The 15,804-nt window shown below is 60.9% G+C and carries 13 protein-coding genes; 9 read left to right on the forward strand and 4 right to left on the reverse strand.

Annotated elements, in window-relative coordinates:
* Positions 1-102: 102 nt before the first annotated feature.
* The 6 genes from AAEZ03_RS19010 (at position 103) to AAEZ03_RS19035 (ending at position 7,318) form a co-directional block, all read left to right on the forward strand.
* A complete protein-coding gene (locus AAEZ03_RS19010; protein WP_350580733.1) occupies positions 103-711 on the forward strand; it encodes a YqiA/YcfP family alpha/beta fold hydrolase in 609 nt (202 codons plus the stop codon).
* 52 nt (positions 712-763) lie between these two features.
* A complete protein-coding gene (gene parE, locus AAEZ03_RS19015) occupies positions 764-2,668 on the forward strand; it encodes a DNA topoisomerase IV subunit B (protein WP_153334875.1) in 1,905 nt (634 codons plus the stop codon).
* Entirely contained in the window at positions 2,668-3,648 is a 981-nt protein-coding gene (locus AAEZ03_RS19020; protein WP_278941656.1) for an esterase-like activity of phytase family protein, read from the forward strand. The genes parE and AAEZ03_RS19020 overlap by 1 nt, the downstream gene beginning before the upstream one ends.
* Positions 3,645-4,166: a retropepsin-like aspartic protease family protein gene (locus AAEZ03_RS19025; protein ID WP_048366618.1), complete on the forward strand. Its 522-nt coding sequence runs from the start codon at positions 3,645-3,647 to the stop codon at positions 4,164-4,166. The genes AAEZ03_RS19020 and AAEZ03_RS19025 overlap by 4 nt, the downstream gene beginning before the upstream one ends.
* An 11-nt stretch (positions 4,167-4,177) precedes the next feature.
* Complete coding sequence (gene parC / locus AAEZ03_RS19030) at positions 4,178-6,442, forward strand: DNA topoisomerase IV subunit A (RefSeq protein ID WP_350580737.1); 2,265 nt, start codon at positions 4,178-4,180, stop codon at positions 6,440-6,442.
* Between the two features lie 171 nt (positions 6,443-6,613).
* A complete protein-coding gene (locus AAEZ03_RS19035) occupies positions 6,614-7,318 on the forward strand; it encodes a PqiC family protein (protein ID WP_178126534.1) in 705 nt (234 codons plus the stop codon).
* Positions 7,319-7,495: 177 nt separating this feature from the next.
* Here AAEZ03_RS19035 and AAEZ03_RS19040 read toward each other — a convergent pair whose 3' ends face one another.
* On the reverse strand, positions 7,496-9,025 hold the full coding sequence (locus tag AAEZ03_RS19040) for an AhpA/YtjB family protein (RefSeq protein ID WP_350580739.1): 1,530 nt from the start codon (positions 9,023-9,025) through the stop codon (positions 7,496-7,498).
* Between the two features lie 132 nt (positions 9,026-9,157).
* Here AAEZ03_RS19040 and serB point away from each other — a divergent pair, with 132 nt between their 5' ends.
* Positions 9,158-10,372 carry a phosphoserine phosphatase SerB gene (gene serB / locus AAEZ03_RS19045; protein WP_123751149.1) on the forward strand — a complete coding sequence of 405 codons (1,215 nt, stop codon included), beginning with the start codon at positions 9,158-9,160 and terminating at the stop codon, positions 10,370-10,372.
* Between the two features lie 93 nt (positions 10,373-10,465).
* Here the strand turns inward: serB and asd are convergent, their stop codons facing one another.
* From asd to AAEZ03_RS19060, 3 genes are read right to left on the reverse strand one after another with little or no spacing between them, the layout of a single operon-like run.
* A complete protein-coding gene (asd, locus tag AAEZ03_RS19050) occupies positions 10,466-11,317 on the reverse strand; it encodes an archaetidylserine decarboxylase (protein ID WP_048385252.1) in 852 nt (283 codons plus the stop codon).
* A 9-nt stretch (positions 11,318-11,326) separates the two neighbouring features.
* Positions 11,327-12,154 (reverse strand): rhodanese-like domain-containing protein, encoded by an 828-nt coding sequence (locus AAEZ03_RS19055; RefSeq protein ID WP_282363771.1) that lies wholly within the window; start codon positions 12,152-12,154, stop codon positions 11,327-11,329.
* 43 nt (positions 12,155-12,197) lie between these two features.
* Positions 12,198-13,736, reverse strand: coding sequence for an HDOD domain-containing protein (locus AAEZ03_RS19060; protein WP_048366611.1), 1,539 nt, complete (start codon positions 13,734-13,736; stop codon positions 12,198-12,200).
* 165 nt (positions 13,737-13,901) lie between these two features.
* Between AAEZ03_RS19060 and motA the strand changes: the two genes are divergently transcribed.
* Complete coding sequence (motA, locus tag AAEZ03_RS19065; RefSeq protein WP_123751150.1) at positions 13,902-14,753, forward strand: flagellar motor stator protein MotA; 852 nt, start codon at positions 13,902-13,904, stop codon at positions 14,751-14,753.
* 3 nt (positions 14,754-14,756) lie between these two features.
* A complete protein-coding gene (gene motB, locus AAEZ03_RS19070; RefSeq protein WP_350580743.1) occupies positions 14,757-15,773 on the forward strand; it encodes a flagellar motor protein MotB in 1,017 nt (338 codons plus the stop codon).
* Positions 15,774-15,804 lie beyond the last annotated feature (31 nt).

Raw genomic sequence — 15,804 nt, forward strand, 5'->3', positions numbered from 1 at the left:
GGCCTGAATTATCTTGAAACGGCCATGGCCCCTTGAGTCAGGCTAAACTGCGCGTCTTTCTTGAAACAGCGTTCGGCTAAATCTGTACTCGGGAGTTATTGCATGTCGGGTTCCATCTTGTATATCCATGGGTTCAACAGCGCCCCCGAGTCGAAAAAGGCCGTCCAGCTGGCCACCGTGATGCAGCGCATCGGGCTGAGTGAGCAGTTGCGCGTTCCGGCCTTGCACCACCATCCGCGTGAGGCGATGGCGCAATTGCAGGCGGCAATCAACGAACTGGGCCGTCCTTTGCTGGTCGGAAGCTCGCTCGGCGGCTACTATGCGACCTATCTGGCCGAACAGCATGGGCTCAAGGCCTTGCTGGTCAACCCGGCCGTCAGCCCGCATCGTCACTTCGACGGCTACCTGGGCACGCAAACCAACTTTTACAGCGGCGAAACCTGGGAGTTGACCCACGATCACGTGCTGGCCCTGGCAGCGCTGGAAGTTCCGGCCCCGCAAGACCCGCAGCGTTATCAGGTATGGTTGCAAACCGGCGACGAAACCCTGGATTACCGCCATGCCGAACAGTACTACGCCGCGTGCGCGTTACGGATTCAGGGCGGCGGCGATCACAGTTACCAAGGGTTTGCCGAACAACTGCCGGGGCTGTTGAGTTTCGCCGGGATAGCGGCACCCCAGTATCAAACCATCGACTTCGCGGCGCTTTAAAGCGCGAGTCCAATGGCCCTTATTTTTCACTTACGACTAACGACGAGACCCTATGGCCACTCCCAGCGCTAGCTCTTATAACGCAGACGCCATCGAAGTCCTCTCGGGCCTCGACCCGGTGCGCAAACGCCCCGGCATGTACACCGACACCAGCCGGCCAAACCACCTGGCCCAGGAAGTCATCGACAACAGCGTCGACGAAGCCCTGGCCGGTCACGCCAAATCGGTGCAAGTCATCCTGCACGCCGACCACTCGCTGGAAGTCAGCGACGACGGGCGCGGCATGCCGGTCGACATTCACCCGGAAGAGGGCGTGTCAGGCGTCGAACTGATCCTGACCAAGCTCCATGCGGGCGGCAAGTTCTCGAACAAGAACTACCAGTTCTCCGGCGGCCTGCACGGCGTGGGGATCTCGGTGGTGAACGCCTTGTCGACCCAAGTGCGGGTCAAGGTCAAGCGCGACGGCAACGAATACCAGATGACCTTCGCCGATGGCTATAAAGCCACCGACCTCGAAGTCGTCGGTACGGTCGGCAAGCGCAACACCGGGACCAGCGTGTACTTCGCCCCGGACCCTAAATACTTCGATTCGCCCAAGTTCTCGGTCAGCCGCCTCAAGCACGTGCTCAAGGCCAAGGCCGTGTTGTGCCCGGGCCTGTTGGTCAGCTTTGAAGACAAAGGCACCGGCGAGAAGGTCGAGTGGCACTACGAAGATGGCCTGCGCTCGTACTTGGTCGATGCGGTCAGCGAATTTGAACGCCTGCCAGACGAGCCGTTCTGCGGCAGCCTGGCGGGTAATAAAGAAGCTGTCGACTGGGCGCTGCTGTGGCTGCCAGAGGGCGGCGACAGCGTGCAGGAAAGCTACGTCAACTTGATTCCGACCGCCCAGGGCGGCACGCACGTCAACGGCCTGCGCCAAGGCTTGCTCGACGCCATGCGTGAGTTTTGCGAGTTCCGCAGCCTGCTGCCACGTGGCGTGAAGCTGGCACCTGAAGACGTCTGGGAACGCATTGCCTTCGTCTTGTCGATGAAAATGCAGGAGCCGCAGTTCTCCGGCCAGACCAAAGAGCGTCTGTCGTCCCGTGAAGCGGCGGCGTTTGTCTCGGGGGTGGTCAAGGACGCGTTCAGCCTGTGGCTCAACGCCAACCCTGAGCTGGGCATGCAACTGGCAGAGCTGGCGATCAACAACGCCGGTCGTCGTCTCAAGGCCAGCAAAAAGGTCGAACGCAAACGCATCACCCAAGGCCCGGCCTTGCCCGGCAAACTGGCTGATTGCGCCGGGCAGGACCCGATGCGCTCCGAGCTGTTTCTGGTAGAGGGTGATTCCGCAGGCGGTTCTGCCAAGCAAGCGCGGGACAAAGAGTTCCAGGCCATCCTGCCGTTGCGCGGCAAGATCCTCAACACCTGGGAAGTCGACGGCAGCGAAGTCCTCGCCAGCCAGGAAGTGCACAACATCGCCGTGGCCATTGGTGTTGATCCGGGCGCGGCGGACATGAGCCAGCTGCGCTACGGCAAAATCTGCATCCTCGCCGACGCCGACTCCGACGGTCTGCACATTGCCACCTTGCTCTGCGCGTTGTTCGTGCAGCATTTTCGGCCGTTGGTCGACGCCGGTCACGTGTACGTGGCCATGCCGCCGCTGTACCGGATCGACCTGGGCAAAGAGATTTACTACGCCCTCGACGAAGCCGAGCGCGACGGTATTCTCGACCGTCTGGTGGCCGAGAAAAAACGCGGCAAGCCGCAGGTCACGCGATTCAAAGGCCTGGGCGAAATGAACCCGCCGCAACTGCGTGAAACCACCATGGACCCGAATACCCGGCGTCTGGTGCAGCTCACCCTCGAAGACTTTGCCGCGACGTCAGAAATGATGGACATGCTGCTGGCGAAAAAACGCGCCGGTGACCGCAAGTCCTGGCTTGAGTCCAAAGGCGATCTGGCGCAGGTGCTGGCCTGATGCGCAGTGCCTTGCTGGCGTTGCTGTGTGTGACTGCGGCCCCGGTTCTGGCGGATACCTGGCCAGAGCTGGCGCTGCAGTCCGAGCATCCGGTAGCAGGCATGCGCGGGGGTAACTTGTCCGGCCTGGCGATGTGCCAGGGCGAGATGTGGGCCGTGTCTGATCGCGATGATGATCAGCTGTACCGTCTGGATACCCGCGACACGTTGTGGCAGGCCGAGGCGGTGACCATTGAAGTGCCGCCTGCGCCCGAAAGCGGCTTGCCGTGGGGCGTGCGCATGATGGGTAAAGCCATCAGCCCGCTGCGCGGGGGCGATCTGGATTTCGAAGGCATCACCTGCGACGACGCCGGTAACCGTTACGTGGTCAGTGAAGCCCATGCTGCCGTGCTGCGGGTGCCGCCGATTGGCGCCCCGGCCTGGCTGAAAATCGACCCGGCGCTGGTGCGTCAGGCCCGCGCCAGCGGCATGTTGCTGCACTTTAATGCGCTGTTTGAAGGCATTGTGGTTAACCCGCAGGGCACGCAGCTCTGGTTGGCGGCCGAGCGCGAGCGCCGGGGTTTGCTGACCATCCGCAAAAAGCAGAGCGTGTGGGACTGTGAAAACGGTTGCGTGTTGATGAGCGAAGGCGGCCTTGAACAGCCACCGCCGCAACTCAAAGGCAAGCCCCAGCAGAAAGACTTTTCTGATCTGGCGCTGTTCGAGGGCAAGCTGTTTACCCTTGAACGCATGGCCTACCGCGTGTGCCGTCGCACTCTGGACACCGGTGAAGTCGAGCGTTGCTGGTCATTTGCCAACGACGCCTTGACCAAAGAGCGCTTGTACAAAAGCCCGTACGGCAACGCCGAAGCGCTGGTCATCGACGCCAAAGGCGCGTGGATCGGGGTGGATAACGGCAGTCACGTGCGCGCCGATGGCGAGAAACGCCCGATTGTCTGGCGCTTTGCTGCCCCGCAAGGTGGCTGGAGCGCCAAGTCATGAGCCAGCAGGCGCCGGGTAAAGGGATGGGGCGCATCTTCATGATCGTGGCCTGGTGCGCCGGTTTGTACCTGGCCACGCAGTTTTTCGGGCGTGTAGAACAGCGTCAGCAAAACCCCAATACCGAGGTGGCCTCGCAGCAAGGCAAGGGCTATATCGAAGTGACCCTGCGCGGCAACGTGCAGGGCCACTTTGTCGCCAGCGGCCGCATCAACAACGTGCCGGTGGAATTTTTACTCGATACCGGGGCCACCGATGTGGCGGTCCCGCAGGAACTCGCCAGGCAACTGGCATTGCCCAGGGGCGCCGCCGTGACCCTGAACACCGCCAATGGCCGGGTTCAGGGCTACCGCACGCAAATCGACCGCCTGCAACTGGGCGCCATCGTGTTGCGCGACGTGCGTGCAGTGGCGGCGCCGGGGCTTGAAGGCGAACAAGTGCTGCTGGGCATGAGCGCTTTGAACAAACTTGAATTTACCCAGCGCGACGGCACCATGCTGTTGCGCCAGACAACGAACTGAATGAGGTCCGCATGAGCGACTCCCTTGATCTCAGCCTGGACGGCGTAGAACGCCGGTCACTGGCCGACTTCACAGAACAGGCCTACCTCAACTACTCCATGTACGTGATCATGGACCGGGCCTTGCCGCACATCGGCGACGGCCTCAAGCCGGTACAGCGGCGTATTGTCTACGCCATGAGCGAGCTGGGGCTGGACGCTGACGCCAAGCACAAGAAATCGGCGCGTACCGTCGGTGACGTGCTCGGCAAGTTCCACCCGCACGGCGACTCGGCCTGCTACGAAGCCATGGTGCTGATGGCTCAGCCGTTCAGCTATCGCTACACCTTGGTCGACGGCCAGGGTAACTGGGGGGCGCCGGATGATCCCAAGTCGTTCGCGGCCATGCGTTACACCGAAGCGCGCCTGTCGCGGTACTCCGAAGTGCTGCTCAGCGAGCTGGGGCAGGGCACGGCAGACTGGGTGCCGAACTTTGACGGCACTCTCGATGAACCTGCGGTGTTGCCGGCACGTTTGCCGAACATCCTGCTCAATGGCACCACCGGCATCGCCGTGGGCATGGCCACCGACGTACCGCCGCACAACCTGCGCGAAGTCGCCAGCGCCTGCGTGCGTTTGCTCGATGACCCAAAAGCCACCGTCGAGCAACTGTGCGAGCACATTCAGGGCCCGGACTACCCGACCGAAGCCGAAATCATCACCCCGCGTGCCGACCTGCTGAAGATCTACCAGACCGGCCGTGGCTCGGTGCGCATGCGTGCGGTGTACCACGTAGAAGACGGCGACATCGTGGTTACGGCGTTGCCGCACCAGGTGTCGGGCGCCAAGGTGCTGGAGCAAATCGCTGCGCTGATGCAGGCCAAGCCGACCAAGCTGGCGATGGTCACCGACCTGCGTGACGAGTCCGACCACGAAAACCCGTGCCGTATCGTGATCATCCCGCGCAACAACAAGGTCGATCTCGACGAGCTGATGCAGCACTTGTTCGCCGTGACTGAGCTGGAGTCGACCTTCCGGGTCAACATCAACATCATCGGTCTGGACGGCAAGCCACAACTGAAAAACCTGCGTGCCTTGCTGGTCGAGTGGCTGGAGTTCCGCGTACAAACCGTGCGCCGCCGCTTGCAGTTCCGCCTGGATAAAGTCGAGCGCCGCCTGCACCTGTTGGACGGTTTGCTCACCGCGTACCTGAACCTCGACGAAGTGATCCACATCATTCGGACCGAGGAGCATCCAAAGGCTGAACTGATCGCCCGTTTTGCCCTGACTGAAACCCAGGCCGACTACATCCTCGACACGCGCTTGCGCCAATTGGCCCGCCTTGAAGAGATGAAGCTGCGCGACGAGCAAGACGCCCTGCGCAAAGAACAAGCCAAGCTGCAAACCTTGCTGGGCAGCGAAGCCAAGCTGAAAAAGCTGGTGCGCAGCGAATTGCTGGCCGACGCCGAAACCTACGGCGACGACCGTCGTTCCCCGATCGTGGCCCGTGCAGAAGCCAAGGCCCTGTCGGAAAACGAGCTGATCCCGACTGAAGCCGTCACCGTGGTGCTGTCTGAAAAAGGCTGGGTACGTTGCGGTAAAGGCCACGACCTGGACGCCACCGGGTTGTCCTATAAAGCCGGCGACGGTTATAAAACCGCGGCGGCCGGGCGCTCTAACCAATTTGCCGTGTTTATTGATTCCACCGGGCGCAGCTACTCGGTGGCGGCGCACACCTTGCCGTCGGCCCGTGGCCAGGGCGAGCCGCTGACCGGGCGTTTGGCCCCGCCACCGGGCGCCACCTTTGAATGCGTGCTGCTGCCTGACGACGACGCGCTGTACGTGATCGCCTCGGACGCCGGTTACGGGTTTGTGGTGAAAGGTGAAGACCTGCAAGCCAAGAACAAAGCCGGTAAAGCCTTGCTGACCTTGCCAAAAGGCGCGCAAGTGATGGTTCCGCGCCCGGTCGCAGACCGAGAAAACAACTGGCTGGCGGCGGTAACCACCGAAGGCCGACTGTTGATTTTCAAAGTCAGCGACCTGCCGCAACTGGGCAAGGGCAAAGGCAACAAGATCATCGGCATTCCGGGCGAGCGCGTGGCCAGTCGCGAAGAGTACGTGACCGACCTCGCCGTGCTGCCCGACAACGCCACGCTGGTGTTGCAGGCGGGCAAGCGCACCTTGTCGCTCAAGGCCGATGACCTTGAGCATTACAAAGGTGAGCGCGGGCGCCGAGGCAACAAGCTGCCGCGTGGCTTCCAGCGCGTAGACGCCCTGTTGGTAGAGACGCCTAACTAAGCACGGTGCGCCGATCTGGGTTTTTTCGCGCAGATCGGCGCTGCGGCGCTGGAGTCAGGCTGCATATTCACGGATGATATGGCGCTCTTTCGCACAGCTAATGGCGATGTGCCCGATATTTTCTGAGAATGACACTGTGGCGTGCCGTGTGGCGGCCACCTGGATGGAATGATGAACGTTCTGCGCCTTCCTTTAATTGCGTTGCTGGCCGGTGTGCTTGGCCTGGCAGGGTGCAGCGTGCACCAGCCAGCGTCCTTGTACCAACTGGACAGCGGCAACCCCGGCCAGCCCAAGCAAAGCGCTGGCATGGCCGTACTCCTTGGCCCGGTGACCGTGGCTGACTACCTGCAACGTGAAACCCTGTTGCAGCGCCAAACCGATGGCAGCCTGAGCGCGGCGACCGATGGTCGTTGGGCGGGCAGTTTGTCGTCTGACATTGACCAGTTGCTGGTGCGCCAGCTGGCCTGGCGTCTGGACAGCCAGCGCGTGGTACTAGCCCCGGCCACGGCGGGGTTTGCCCCGGACGTGCAAGTGCTGCTGTCGATCACCCGATTGGACTCGGGTAAAAACCAGCCCGCGATCCTGGATGCCCAATGGCGTTTGCTCGACCGTCGCGGCCAGGTGCGTGACAGCCGCATGGTCCACCTTGAGCAGAAACACGATGGCAGCACAGCCGATCAGGTTCGCGCCCAGGGTGAGTTGTTGCAGCAACTGAGCGAACAACTGACCGTGGCGCTCAAGCCATTGGCCAACCAGCCTCCCTTGATCGAGCTACGCAAGCCCGAGCCCAAGCCTGCGCCCAAGCAGGATGTGAACAGACCCAAGATCCCGACGGCTTCACCGATTCGCACCGACATGGAAGTGTTCCGCTTCTGAGGTGATGGCCAGAAAACAAAAATCCCGCACGTGTGCGGGATTTTTTTTGCGTGTGGCCGGTACGTCAACCTCTATGTGGGAGCGGGCTTGCTCGCGATTCAGTCGACTCGGTACGTCTGACCCACCGAGGCGCGGCAATCGCGAGCAAGCCCGCTCCCACAGGATGTTCCGAGTGGCCTACCCGCGGTTCTCGTGCATCCGCGCCAGTTGGCGTTCGAGCATGGACGGGTAGGGCTCCATCAGGCGCTCAACACAGCAGGCGCCTTCGGGGCTGGCGATCGGGCGGATGCGCGCGCGCTGACGAATCAGTGCGTCGTCGCTGATCTTGCGCTCTACCAGCAGCAGGTTGCGGCTGTGTTGCGACAAGGCCAGGGCGTCCTGGGCGGTTTCGGTCAGCAGCAGGTCGATCTGGCTCATGCCACTCAGGCCTTCGCCCAACACCAGGCCCAATTGCAGTTGCAGGGTGATGCCGCTGTCCGCGACTTCGATCTGCAAGGCATGGCCCAACGCACGTAGCAGTTCACCGCAGCAAATGGCGTTGGTCAGGTAGTCTTCGCCGCTGTCGTCGCTGTGGAACAGCATCAGCGTGCTGCCATCGTTCAGCGTGTGCAGCTCGCTCTGGTACAGCGACGCCGCTTGGTTGAGGCAATCGCGATAACGCTCCAGCAGTTCCATCAAGCGGGCACGTGGCAGGCGACGCAGTTGCTCCTGGGCGCCCAGTTGCACGGCCAGTACAGCACTCGGTTGCGGTGCGGCAGGCTTGGCCGGTTGGGCCTTGACCACCGGCGCTGGCGCCTCGGACGCTGTGTCGCGCAGGTCGGCAAACGGGTCTTCGTCGTCGTTTTCGTCTTCTTCGGCGCTGATGACCTGACGCGGCGCAGCTTTTAGCGTCGGTGCAGGCGGGGTTTCATCAAAGCCCGGATCACGCAAGTTACGCACTTCGAACGCCGGCTCGTCGTCTTCGGCTTCTTCGTCGTCGTATTCGGGTTCTGGCTCGGGTTCCGGCTCAGGCGCTGGCGGGGCCAGGCGTGTGTGCAACTGGCGGGCGAGGTCGCCGATTTCATCCTGGCGGTTGATGGCCGGGGTGTAAGGGTCCGGCTCACGCAGCCAGACACGCAGTTGCAACAAAGGTGTCGTAATGTTCCTGCCCAAACGCAAGCTCAAGGCCAAGGCCAGCGCCAGCAAAATGGCACTCAGGATGCCCATGCTCTGCAAGCTGATGGTCATCGGCTGTTCGAACTGGTTCATGTCCAGGCTGATGCGCAAATGCCCGGCGGTTACATCCTGAAAGGTGATCTTGGTTTGATACACGCCTTCGGTTTCGCCCAGCAGGCCGCTTTTCGGGCGTTGCCCGGCTTCAGCGAGGATGCGGTTGTCGACGCTATAAATAGCGGCGTGGGCCACCAGCGGGTTTTTCGTCAGGTTATTGAGCAGCACGTTGAGGCTGAGGATGTCGTTGGATACCAGCAACTCGGTGGCCGATGTGGCTGTTTGTGTGGTCAGGCTCTGACCCAGCGCATCGGCTTGCTCGTGCATGGCCTGTTTGAACTGCAAACCCATGACGACCGCATAAATGACCAACGCCAACGCGACCAGAATCACGTTGTGGCTGGCAATACGCAGAGCTATCGGAACGCGTCTATCGCGAAGGGCCCGGAAGATCAGCAGGAAGAAGTTATCGGTTTTGACAGGCGATGGCCGGTTCACTGAGCGCGGCTCTTAGTCCGTTAAGTTGGTGCGCAGTATAGCGAGCAGCCCTTAGGCGGCAAAGCCTTGGCGATGCCCGATGGTCACTGAAAGTGGGTAGAATGCGTTTTTTTTAGCGAATGGGGGTGTGCCTTGCGCGAAATCGTCCTGATAAACATCACCGGTGAAGACCGTCCGGGTCTCACTGCGGCCATTACCGGCGTGTTGGCCAGCAATGGGGTGAATATTCTCGACATCGGTCAGGCCGTCATCCATGGCGTTTTGTCGTTGGGTTTTCTGGTGAATATTCCCGAAGCCGAGCAAGTCTCCGCAGTGCTTAAAGACCTCCAGCCCTTGATTGCCAATGAGGGCCTGCAACTGCGTTTTGACCCGATCACTGAAGATCACTACCAGCGCTGGGTCAGCGAGCAAAGCCAAAAACGCCATGTGGTTACACTGATGAGCCGCCAAGTGACGGCCCATGAGTTACAACGTGTGACGTCGGTGATCAGCCAGCACGGGCTGAACATCGAACAGACCGATCGTTTGTCGGGCCGTGTCCCGCTGGACGCCCCCACCGAACTGAGCAAAAGCTGCATTGAACTGCGCGTGGTCGGCGAGCTGGCTGACATCGACGCCTTGCGCACTGCCTTCTTTAACCTGGCGCAAGAACTCCAGGTTGATATCGCCTTGCAGGAAGACACCCTGTTCCGTCGCAATCGCCGTCTGGCGGTATTCGACATGGACTCCACGCTGATCGAAGCCGAAGTGATCGACGAGTTGGCCAAGGCCGCAGGCGTGGGCGACAAAGTGTCGGCCATCACCGAGCGTTCCATGGCCGGTGAGCTGGACTTCAAGGCCAGCTTCAAAGAGCGTTTGGCGCTGCTGCAAGGGCTGGATGTGAGCGTGCTGGACTCGATCGGCGCGTCGCTGCGACTGACCGAAGGGGCTGAGGTGCTGTTTGCCGAGCTCAAGCGTCTGGGCTACAAAACCGCCATTTTGTCGGGTGGCTTTACCTACTTCGCCAAGCAATTGCAGGCCAAGCTGGGCATCGACTATGTGTTCGCCAACGAGCTGGAAGTGGTGGATGGCAAAGTGACTGGCGTGGCAGTCGAGCCGATTGTGGACGCACAGCGCAAAGCCGATTTACTAACAGAGCTGGCGCGCAAGGAAGGCTTGAGCCTGGAGCAGACCATTGCGGTCGGTGACGGCGCCAATGACTTGCCGATGCTGGCCATTGCCGGGTTGGGTGTGGCGTTCCGCGCCAAGCCGCTGGTTAAAAAATCGGCTAAATACGCGATCACGACCCTGGGTCTGGATGGTGTGCTGTACCTGCTGGGCCAGCGTGACCGTAACGGTCAGGGCTAACGCCCGGTGAAACCTGTGTAGGAGCGAGCTTGCTCGCGAGCTTTTAAAGATCAAAAGATCGCGAGCAAGCTCGCTCCTACAGGGTCTGAAGTGTTATTCGCCGATCTTCTCGCCCATCATCACCGGCGTACCGGCCGCCAGGGTTTCAGCCCACTTCACTTGCTCCGGGCCAAACAACACGATGGCCGTCGAGCCCAGTTTGAAACGACCCAGCTCTGCACCTTTTTCCAGGTGGATTGGCGCACGGGCCGCTTCGTCGTAACGGAAGGTTTTCAGCTCGCGTTTAGGCGGCGTCACCAGGCCGGCAAATACTGTTTCAATCGAAGCCACGATCATGGCACCCACCAATACCACCGCCATCGGGCCGCGTTCGGTATCAAAAATGCACACCGCACGCTCGTTGCGGGCAAACAGCTCCGGCACGTTTTCAGCAGTGGTCTGGTTCACCGAGAACAGACGGCCCGGCACGTAGATCATCTCGCGCAGGGTGCCCGCCAGTGGCATGTGCACGCGGTGGTAGTCTTTTGGCGACAGATAAATAGTGGCGAATTCACCGCCCATAAACTGTGCTGCCACAGCGGCATCGCCGCCCACCAGTTCTTGCACGCTGTAGCTGTGGCCTTTGGCCTGGAACACGCGACCGTGTTCAATCGGGCCGAGCTGGCTGATTGCGCCGTCTGCCGGGCTGAGGATTGCGCCGGGTGTTGGGTCCAGCGGGCGGGCGCCGTCTTTCAGGGCACGGGTGAAGAAGGCGTTGAAGTGCTCGTAGGCGGTGACGTCTTCAATCAACGCCTGGGACATGTCCACTTGGTAGCGCTTGGCGAACCAGGTGGTGAACGCATTTTTAAACCAGCGCACACGGCATTCGGCAATACAGCCCGCCAGGCGCGACAACAGATGGTGCGGCAACAGGTACTGACTCAGAAGGAACAAACGCTTTTTCATGCAAAATCCTTAGTGTTTTACAGGCGGCTCAACAGGCGTGTCTGGGTGGTTGCCCCATTCGCCCCAGGAACCGGCATAGGCTTTAACGCGCGGATAACCGAGCGCTTTGGCGACCAGATAAGTAAAGCCAGAGCGGTGGTGGGTCTGGCAGTGGGTAATCACTTCTTTGTCCGGCGTGATCCCGAGGTCCTTGAGAATCTCGGGCATGTCGGTGCGGATACGCAGGCTGCGTTCTTTGTCCATGCCTGCGGTCCATTCAAAATTCGCGGCGCCCGGGATGTGCCCACCCTTGGCTGCCAGCACTTTCTCACCACGGTATTCGGCGACGCTGCGGGCGTCCCAGATGGCCAGGTCCGCAGCGCCCAGGCGGCTTTGCAGGTACTCGCGGGTGGCAGTGGGTTCGTCGTGCAAGGTCAAGGCAACCGGGCCGCCGACCGCTGGCGGTACGTCTTGGGTAACGTCGTAGCCTTCAGCAATCCAGGCGTGGATGCCGCCGTCCAGATAGTGATAAGCCCGGTGCCCGATAACATCCAGTAACCAAATAAAACGCCCGGCCCAGCCGCCGCCTTCGTCGTCATAGACCACGTACACCGCGTCTGGGGTGTGCCCCAATTCGCCAAACAGCGCTTCGAGCGCGGCTTGGGTCGGCAGCAGGCCCGGTGCTGGCGGCAAACCCAGTTGCGTGCGTTTGGGCTCGACAAAGCGGGCGCCCGGGATATGCCCGGCTTCGTAGCGTGCAGCGCTGCTCAGGTCGACCACGATCACATGGGGGGCATCGAGCCGGGCTTTGAGGTCGCGGGGTTCAATGACTAACGGCAAGCCAGAGAAGTCAGGCATGTGTTCTCCAGAGCAAAAAAAGGGGTGAATTGTAGCGCAAGCGTTAGCGCCCGCGAGCAGTAAAGGTGTGCAGCGCTTTCTCGATACATTGCGCGGTTTTACCAAACGCTTGCACGCTGGTTTCCGAAAACGGCCCGCCGTCCTGGTCGGCCAGTATCAGCATGACCACGCGCCCGTTATTGCTGAGCGAGCGTAACAGCAGATGCTCGCCGGGGAACAGACTGCGCAGGTTAGCGGGCATGGCTGCCGAAATCACCGCGTTGTTTTCAGGCGTGAGGCGCACTTGCGCCGGTTGCGCCATCAAGCGTTGCAGGGCAGGGCTGTCGCTGACATTGAGGGTCATGTCGAACGCAGTCTTGGGCAGCCCGAGCACTTGAAACGCGCGCAACAAACTTGAGGTTTTATCGGCCATCAGCAGGATGATCCGGCGCATGCCGCACGCTTGCAGGGCTTCACGGGCGCATAAGGTCAGGTGCATAGGGTTGGCGAAGGCCGTCGGTTCTTCCAGCAGTTGCCCGCAGTATTTGCGCCAGGCCTGCAAGGCTTGCGCGGACGGTGGCGGGGCCGGTTGCCCGTGGGTGTTTACGCGGCGCGCCTCCCACGGCATGAGCAAGGCCAGCGCCGGGTGCCAGAGGTCCGGGGTTGAGTGATAGCGGGCGCTGCTCGCGGCGTTCTGGTGCACTTGCTGCTGCACTTCATGCAGCGGCAGTTGCAGGTACAGGCTGGTCAGGTACTGCCAGCGCAGGTTGTGCGGCGAGTCCCAACCCTGTTGCGCGGACAGCGCCAAACCGTTGGCCAGCAACAGGCTGTTGGCGGGATGGCTCAGCCAGCGGCGCAGGGCCGGGTCGGCATCCAGTTGTTGCTGCTGGTGCAATGGGCGATGGGTGTCGCGGGCAATATGCAGCACACGGATCAACGTGCGCTTATCGTCGGTGATTACCGCGTAGCCCTGCATGATCCATTCGGGCAGCCGCCACAACTGGGCCAGCGCACGGCAGATCTCGAACAGGCGCACGCCGAACAGCGCCCGTTCAACCTTGTCGGCGCATTCGCCTTTATGAATCACCCGCGCTTCCCATTCTTCCAGCTGTTTGGGGTGCGTCATAGCCATGGCCCACAGCGGCGAGAAGAACAACAAGCTGCCCCAGTACACTTCTTGCCACAGTCTGGCCAGGCGGTTGCCGAACAGGCCAATTCCTTGCTGGGCCGCGTGCTGGCTGATGAGCAGCACTTGGCGCAGGGCAACGGGGATGTCTTCGGCCGGCAGCACCGGCATGCTTTCGAGCAGTTCCTGGGTGCGTTTTAGCCCCAGGCGATTGAGTGCCACTTCAAGGCTTTCGGCGGGCTCGGTCAGGCTGCTTTGCGCGTGTTGATTGGCTTCGCGGATCAGGCTCAAGGCCAGCGCAGGGCTGTCTTGCATGACTTCGGCGATCTCGCGCAATGAGCGGCGACTGTCGCTGAGGGTCTTGCCGACTAACACATGGCTGCGCTGCGGGATCGGCAAACGTACCGCGTCGAGGTGGCTGACCCACGCGTCCAGAGAAGCAGGTATGACTGTCGATGGAACGGTTTCATTCGCCATGATGGTCGCGCGGTCATCATCAATTGTTAAAGGCCCTACAGGGCCAAATGGCTTTTCAGCTTGAACGACTATAGTCTGGCGCAGATTAGCCGATAAGGATAAGAAGAGTTTTAGCTTTGCTGGAATATGAACTTGAACCTGACTCAACAAGTACCTTAACGACCTATGGCTAAAATTATCGGCATCATCGTCGTGTTTGCGAGCGTGCTCGGCGGCTACGTACTCTCTCACGGCAAGATCGGAGCGCTGATTCAGCCTTTCGAAGTCATGATCATCGGCGGGGCTGCCTTTGGTGCATTCCTGCAGGCCAACCCCGGCTACATGACCCTGCACGTGATCAAAAAATCACTCAGCATGTTCGGCACACGCTTTACCCACACCTTCTATTTGGAAGTGCTGGGCCTGGTGTACGAGATCCTCAATAAAAGCCGCCGCGAAGGCATGATGGCCATTGAGGCTGATGTTGAAGACCCTGCGGCCAGCCCGATTTTTGCCAAGTACCCGACCGTATTGAAAGATGAGCGCATGACCGCGTTTATCTGTGATTACCTGCGCATCATGTCGTCGGGCAACATGGCGCCCCACGAGCTGGAAGGGCTGTTCGACATGGAACTGTTCAACCTCAAGGAAGAACTCGAGCACCCGTCCCACGCCATCACCGGCATCGCCGACGGGATGCCGGGCTTCGGCATTGTGGCCGCGGTACTTGGCATTGTTGTGACAATGGCGTCGTTGGGTGAGGGCGATCAGGCGGCCATCGGCATGCACGTGGGTGCGGCACTGGTGGGGACGTTCTTCGGTATCCTCGCGGCCTACGGCTTCTTTGGTCCGCTGGCGACGTCGCTGGCTCATGACGCCAAAGAAGAGATCAACGTGTACGAGTCGATCAAAGCCTCGCTGGTGGCCTCGGCCTCGGGCATGCCGCCTTCGCTGGCCGTCGAATTTGGCCGCAAAGTGCTGTACCCCAAGCACCGGCCGAGCTTTTCCGAGCTGGAACAAGTGGTTCGCGGTCGCTGAGTTATGGAAAACAATCAGCCGATCATCATCAAGCGCGTCAAGCGCTATGGCGCAGGCCACCACGGTGGCGCCTGGAAGATCGCCTTTGCGGACTTTGCCACCGCGATGATGGCGTTCTTTCTGGTGTTGTGGCTCATGACCGCCGCCACGCCAGAGCAGAAAATCGCCATTGGTGGCTACTTTAAAGACCCGATCGGTTTCTCTGAAAGCGGCACGCCGTACACCATCGACCTGGGCGGCACCCCCGCACTGGCGCCGGAAAACACCCTCAACCCGGAAGAGAAAAAGGAGCCCGTGCCGGACAAGATCAAAATCGACGCGGACCAGATCCAGGGCATGGCCGAGCAGGTTGAGAAGGAGCGCCTTGAGTTACTGCTTCAGGAGTTGCAAAACAAGGTCGAAGAAAACCCGCAACTGAAGAAATTCAAAGACCAACTGTTGTTCGAAATCACCCCGGACGGCTTGCGTATCCAGGTGATGGACGCCGAAAACCGCCCGATGTTTGACGTGGGCAGTGCGCGTCTCAAGCCGTATTTCGAAGATATTTTGCTGGCCATGGCCGACACCATTGCGGCGGTGCCGAACAAGATCAGCATCAGCGGCCACACCGACGCCATGCCCTATGCGGGCACGGGTGATTACGGCAACTGGGAATTGTCGGCCAACCGTGCCAACGCGGCGCGGCGCACGCTGGTGGCGGGCAGCTACCCTGACAGCCAGGTGGCGCGGGTGGTGGGGTATGCCTCGTCAGTGCTGTTCGACAAGGCCCACCCGAACAACCCGGTCAACCGTCGGATCGACATCGTGGTGCTGACCAAAAAGGCCCAACAAGCGATTGAGGGTGAACAAGGGCCGGACCCGGTCAAGGCTGAACAGTTGCCCAAAGCCCTGGACGACCCGATCACCTTGCCGCCCGACCAACAGCCAAAGCCGATGCATGAAGAGCGCCAGAAGCTGAACTTGTTTGATGATCCGGCGCCGCCCTCACCCCAACCCTCTCCCGGAGGGAGAGGGAGCTAACCGAGTAAATTTCGAGGGCGCCACCAGGCGT

The sequence above is a fragment of the Pseudomonas sp. HY2-MNA-CIBAN-0224 genome, from assembly GCF_040310285.1.
Classification (GTDB): domain Bacteria; phylum Pseudomonadota; class Gammaproteobacteria; order Pseudomonadales; family Pseudomonadaceae; genus Aquipseudomonas; species Aquipseudomonas helleri.

Bases quoted from the DNA above. Each gene is read 5' to 3' on its own strand.
- AAEZ03_RS19010 (WP_350580733.1), top strand. From the start codon at position 103: ATGTCGGGTTCCATCTTGTATATCCATGGGTTCAACAGCGCCCCCGAG.
- parE (WP_153334875.1), top strand. From the start codon at position 764: ATGGCCACTCCCAGCGCTAGCTCTTATAACGCAGACGCCATCGAAGTC.
- AAEZ03_RS19020 (WP_278941656.1), top strand. From the start codon at position 2,668: ATGCGCAGTGCCTTGCTGGCGTTGCTGTGTGTGACTGCGGCCCCGGTT.
- AAEZ03_RS19025 (WP_048366618.1), top strand. From the start codon at position 3,645: ATGAGCCAGCAGGCGCCGGGTAAAGGGATGGGGCGCATCTTCATGATC.
- parC (WP_350580737.1), top strand. From the start codon at position 4,178: ATGAGCGACTCCCTTGATCTCAGCCTGGACGGCGTAGAACGCCGGTCA.
- AAEZ03_RS19035 (WP_178126534.1), top strand. From the start codon at position 6,614: ATGAACGTTCTGCGCCTTCCTTTAATTGCGTTGCTGGCCGGTGTGCTT.
- asd (WP_048385252.1), bottom strand. From the start codon at position 11,317: ATGAAAAAGCGTTTGTTCCTTCTGAGTCAGTACCTGTTGCCGCACCAT.
- AAEZ03_RS19055 (WP_282363771.1), bottom strand. From the start codon at position 12,154: ATGCCTGACTTCTCTGGCTTGCCGTTAGTCATTGAACCCCGCGACCTC.
- AAEZ03_RS19060 (WP_048366611.1), bottom strand. From the start codon at position 13,736: ATGGCGAATGAAACCGTTCCATCGACAGTCATACCTGCTTCTCTGGAC.
- motA (WP_123751150.1), top strand. From the start codon at position 13,902: ATGGCTAAAATTATCGGCATCATCGTCGTGTTTGCGAGCGTGCTCGGC.
- motB (WP_350580743.1), top strand. From the start codon at position 14,757: ATGGAAAACAATCAGCCGATCATCATCAAGCGCGTCAAGCGCTATGGC.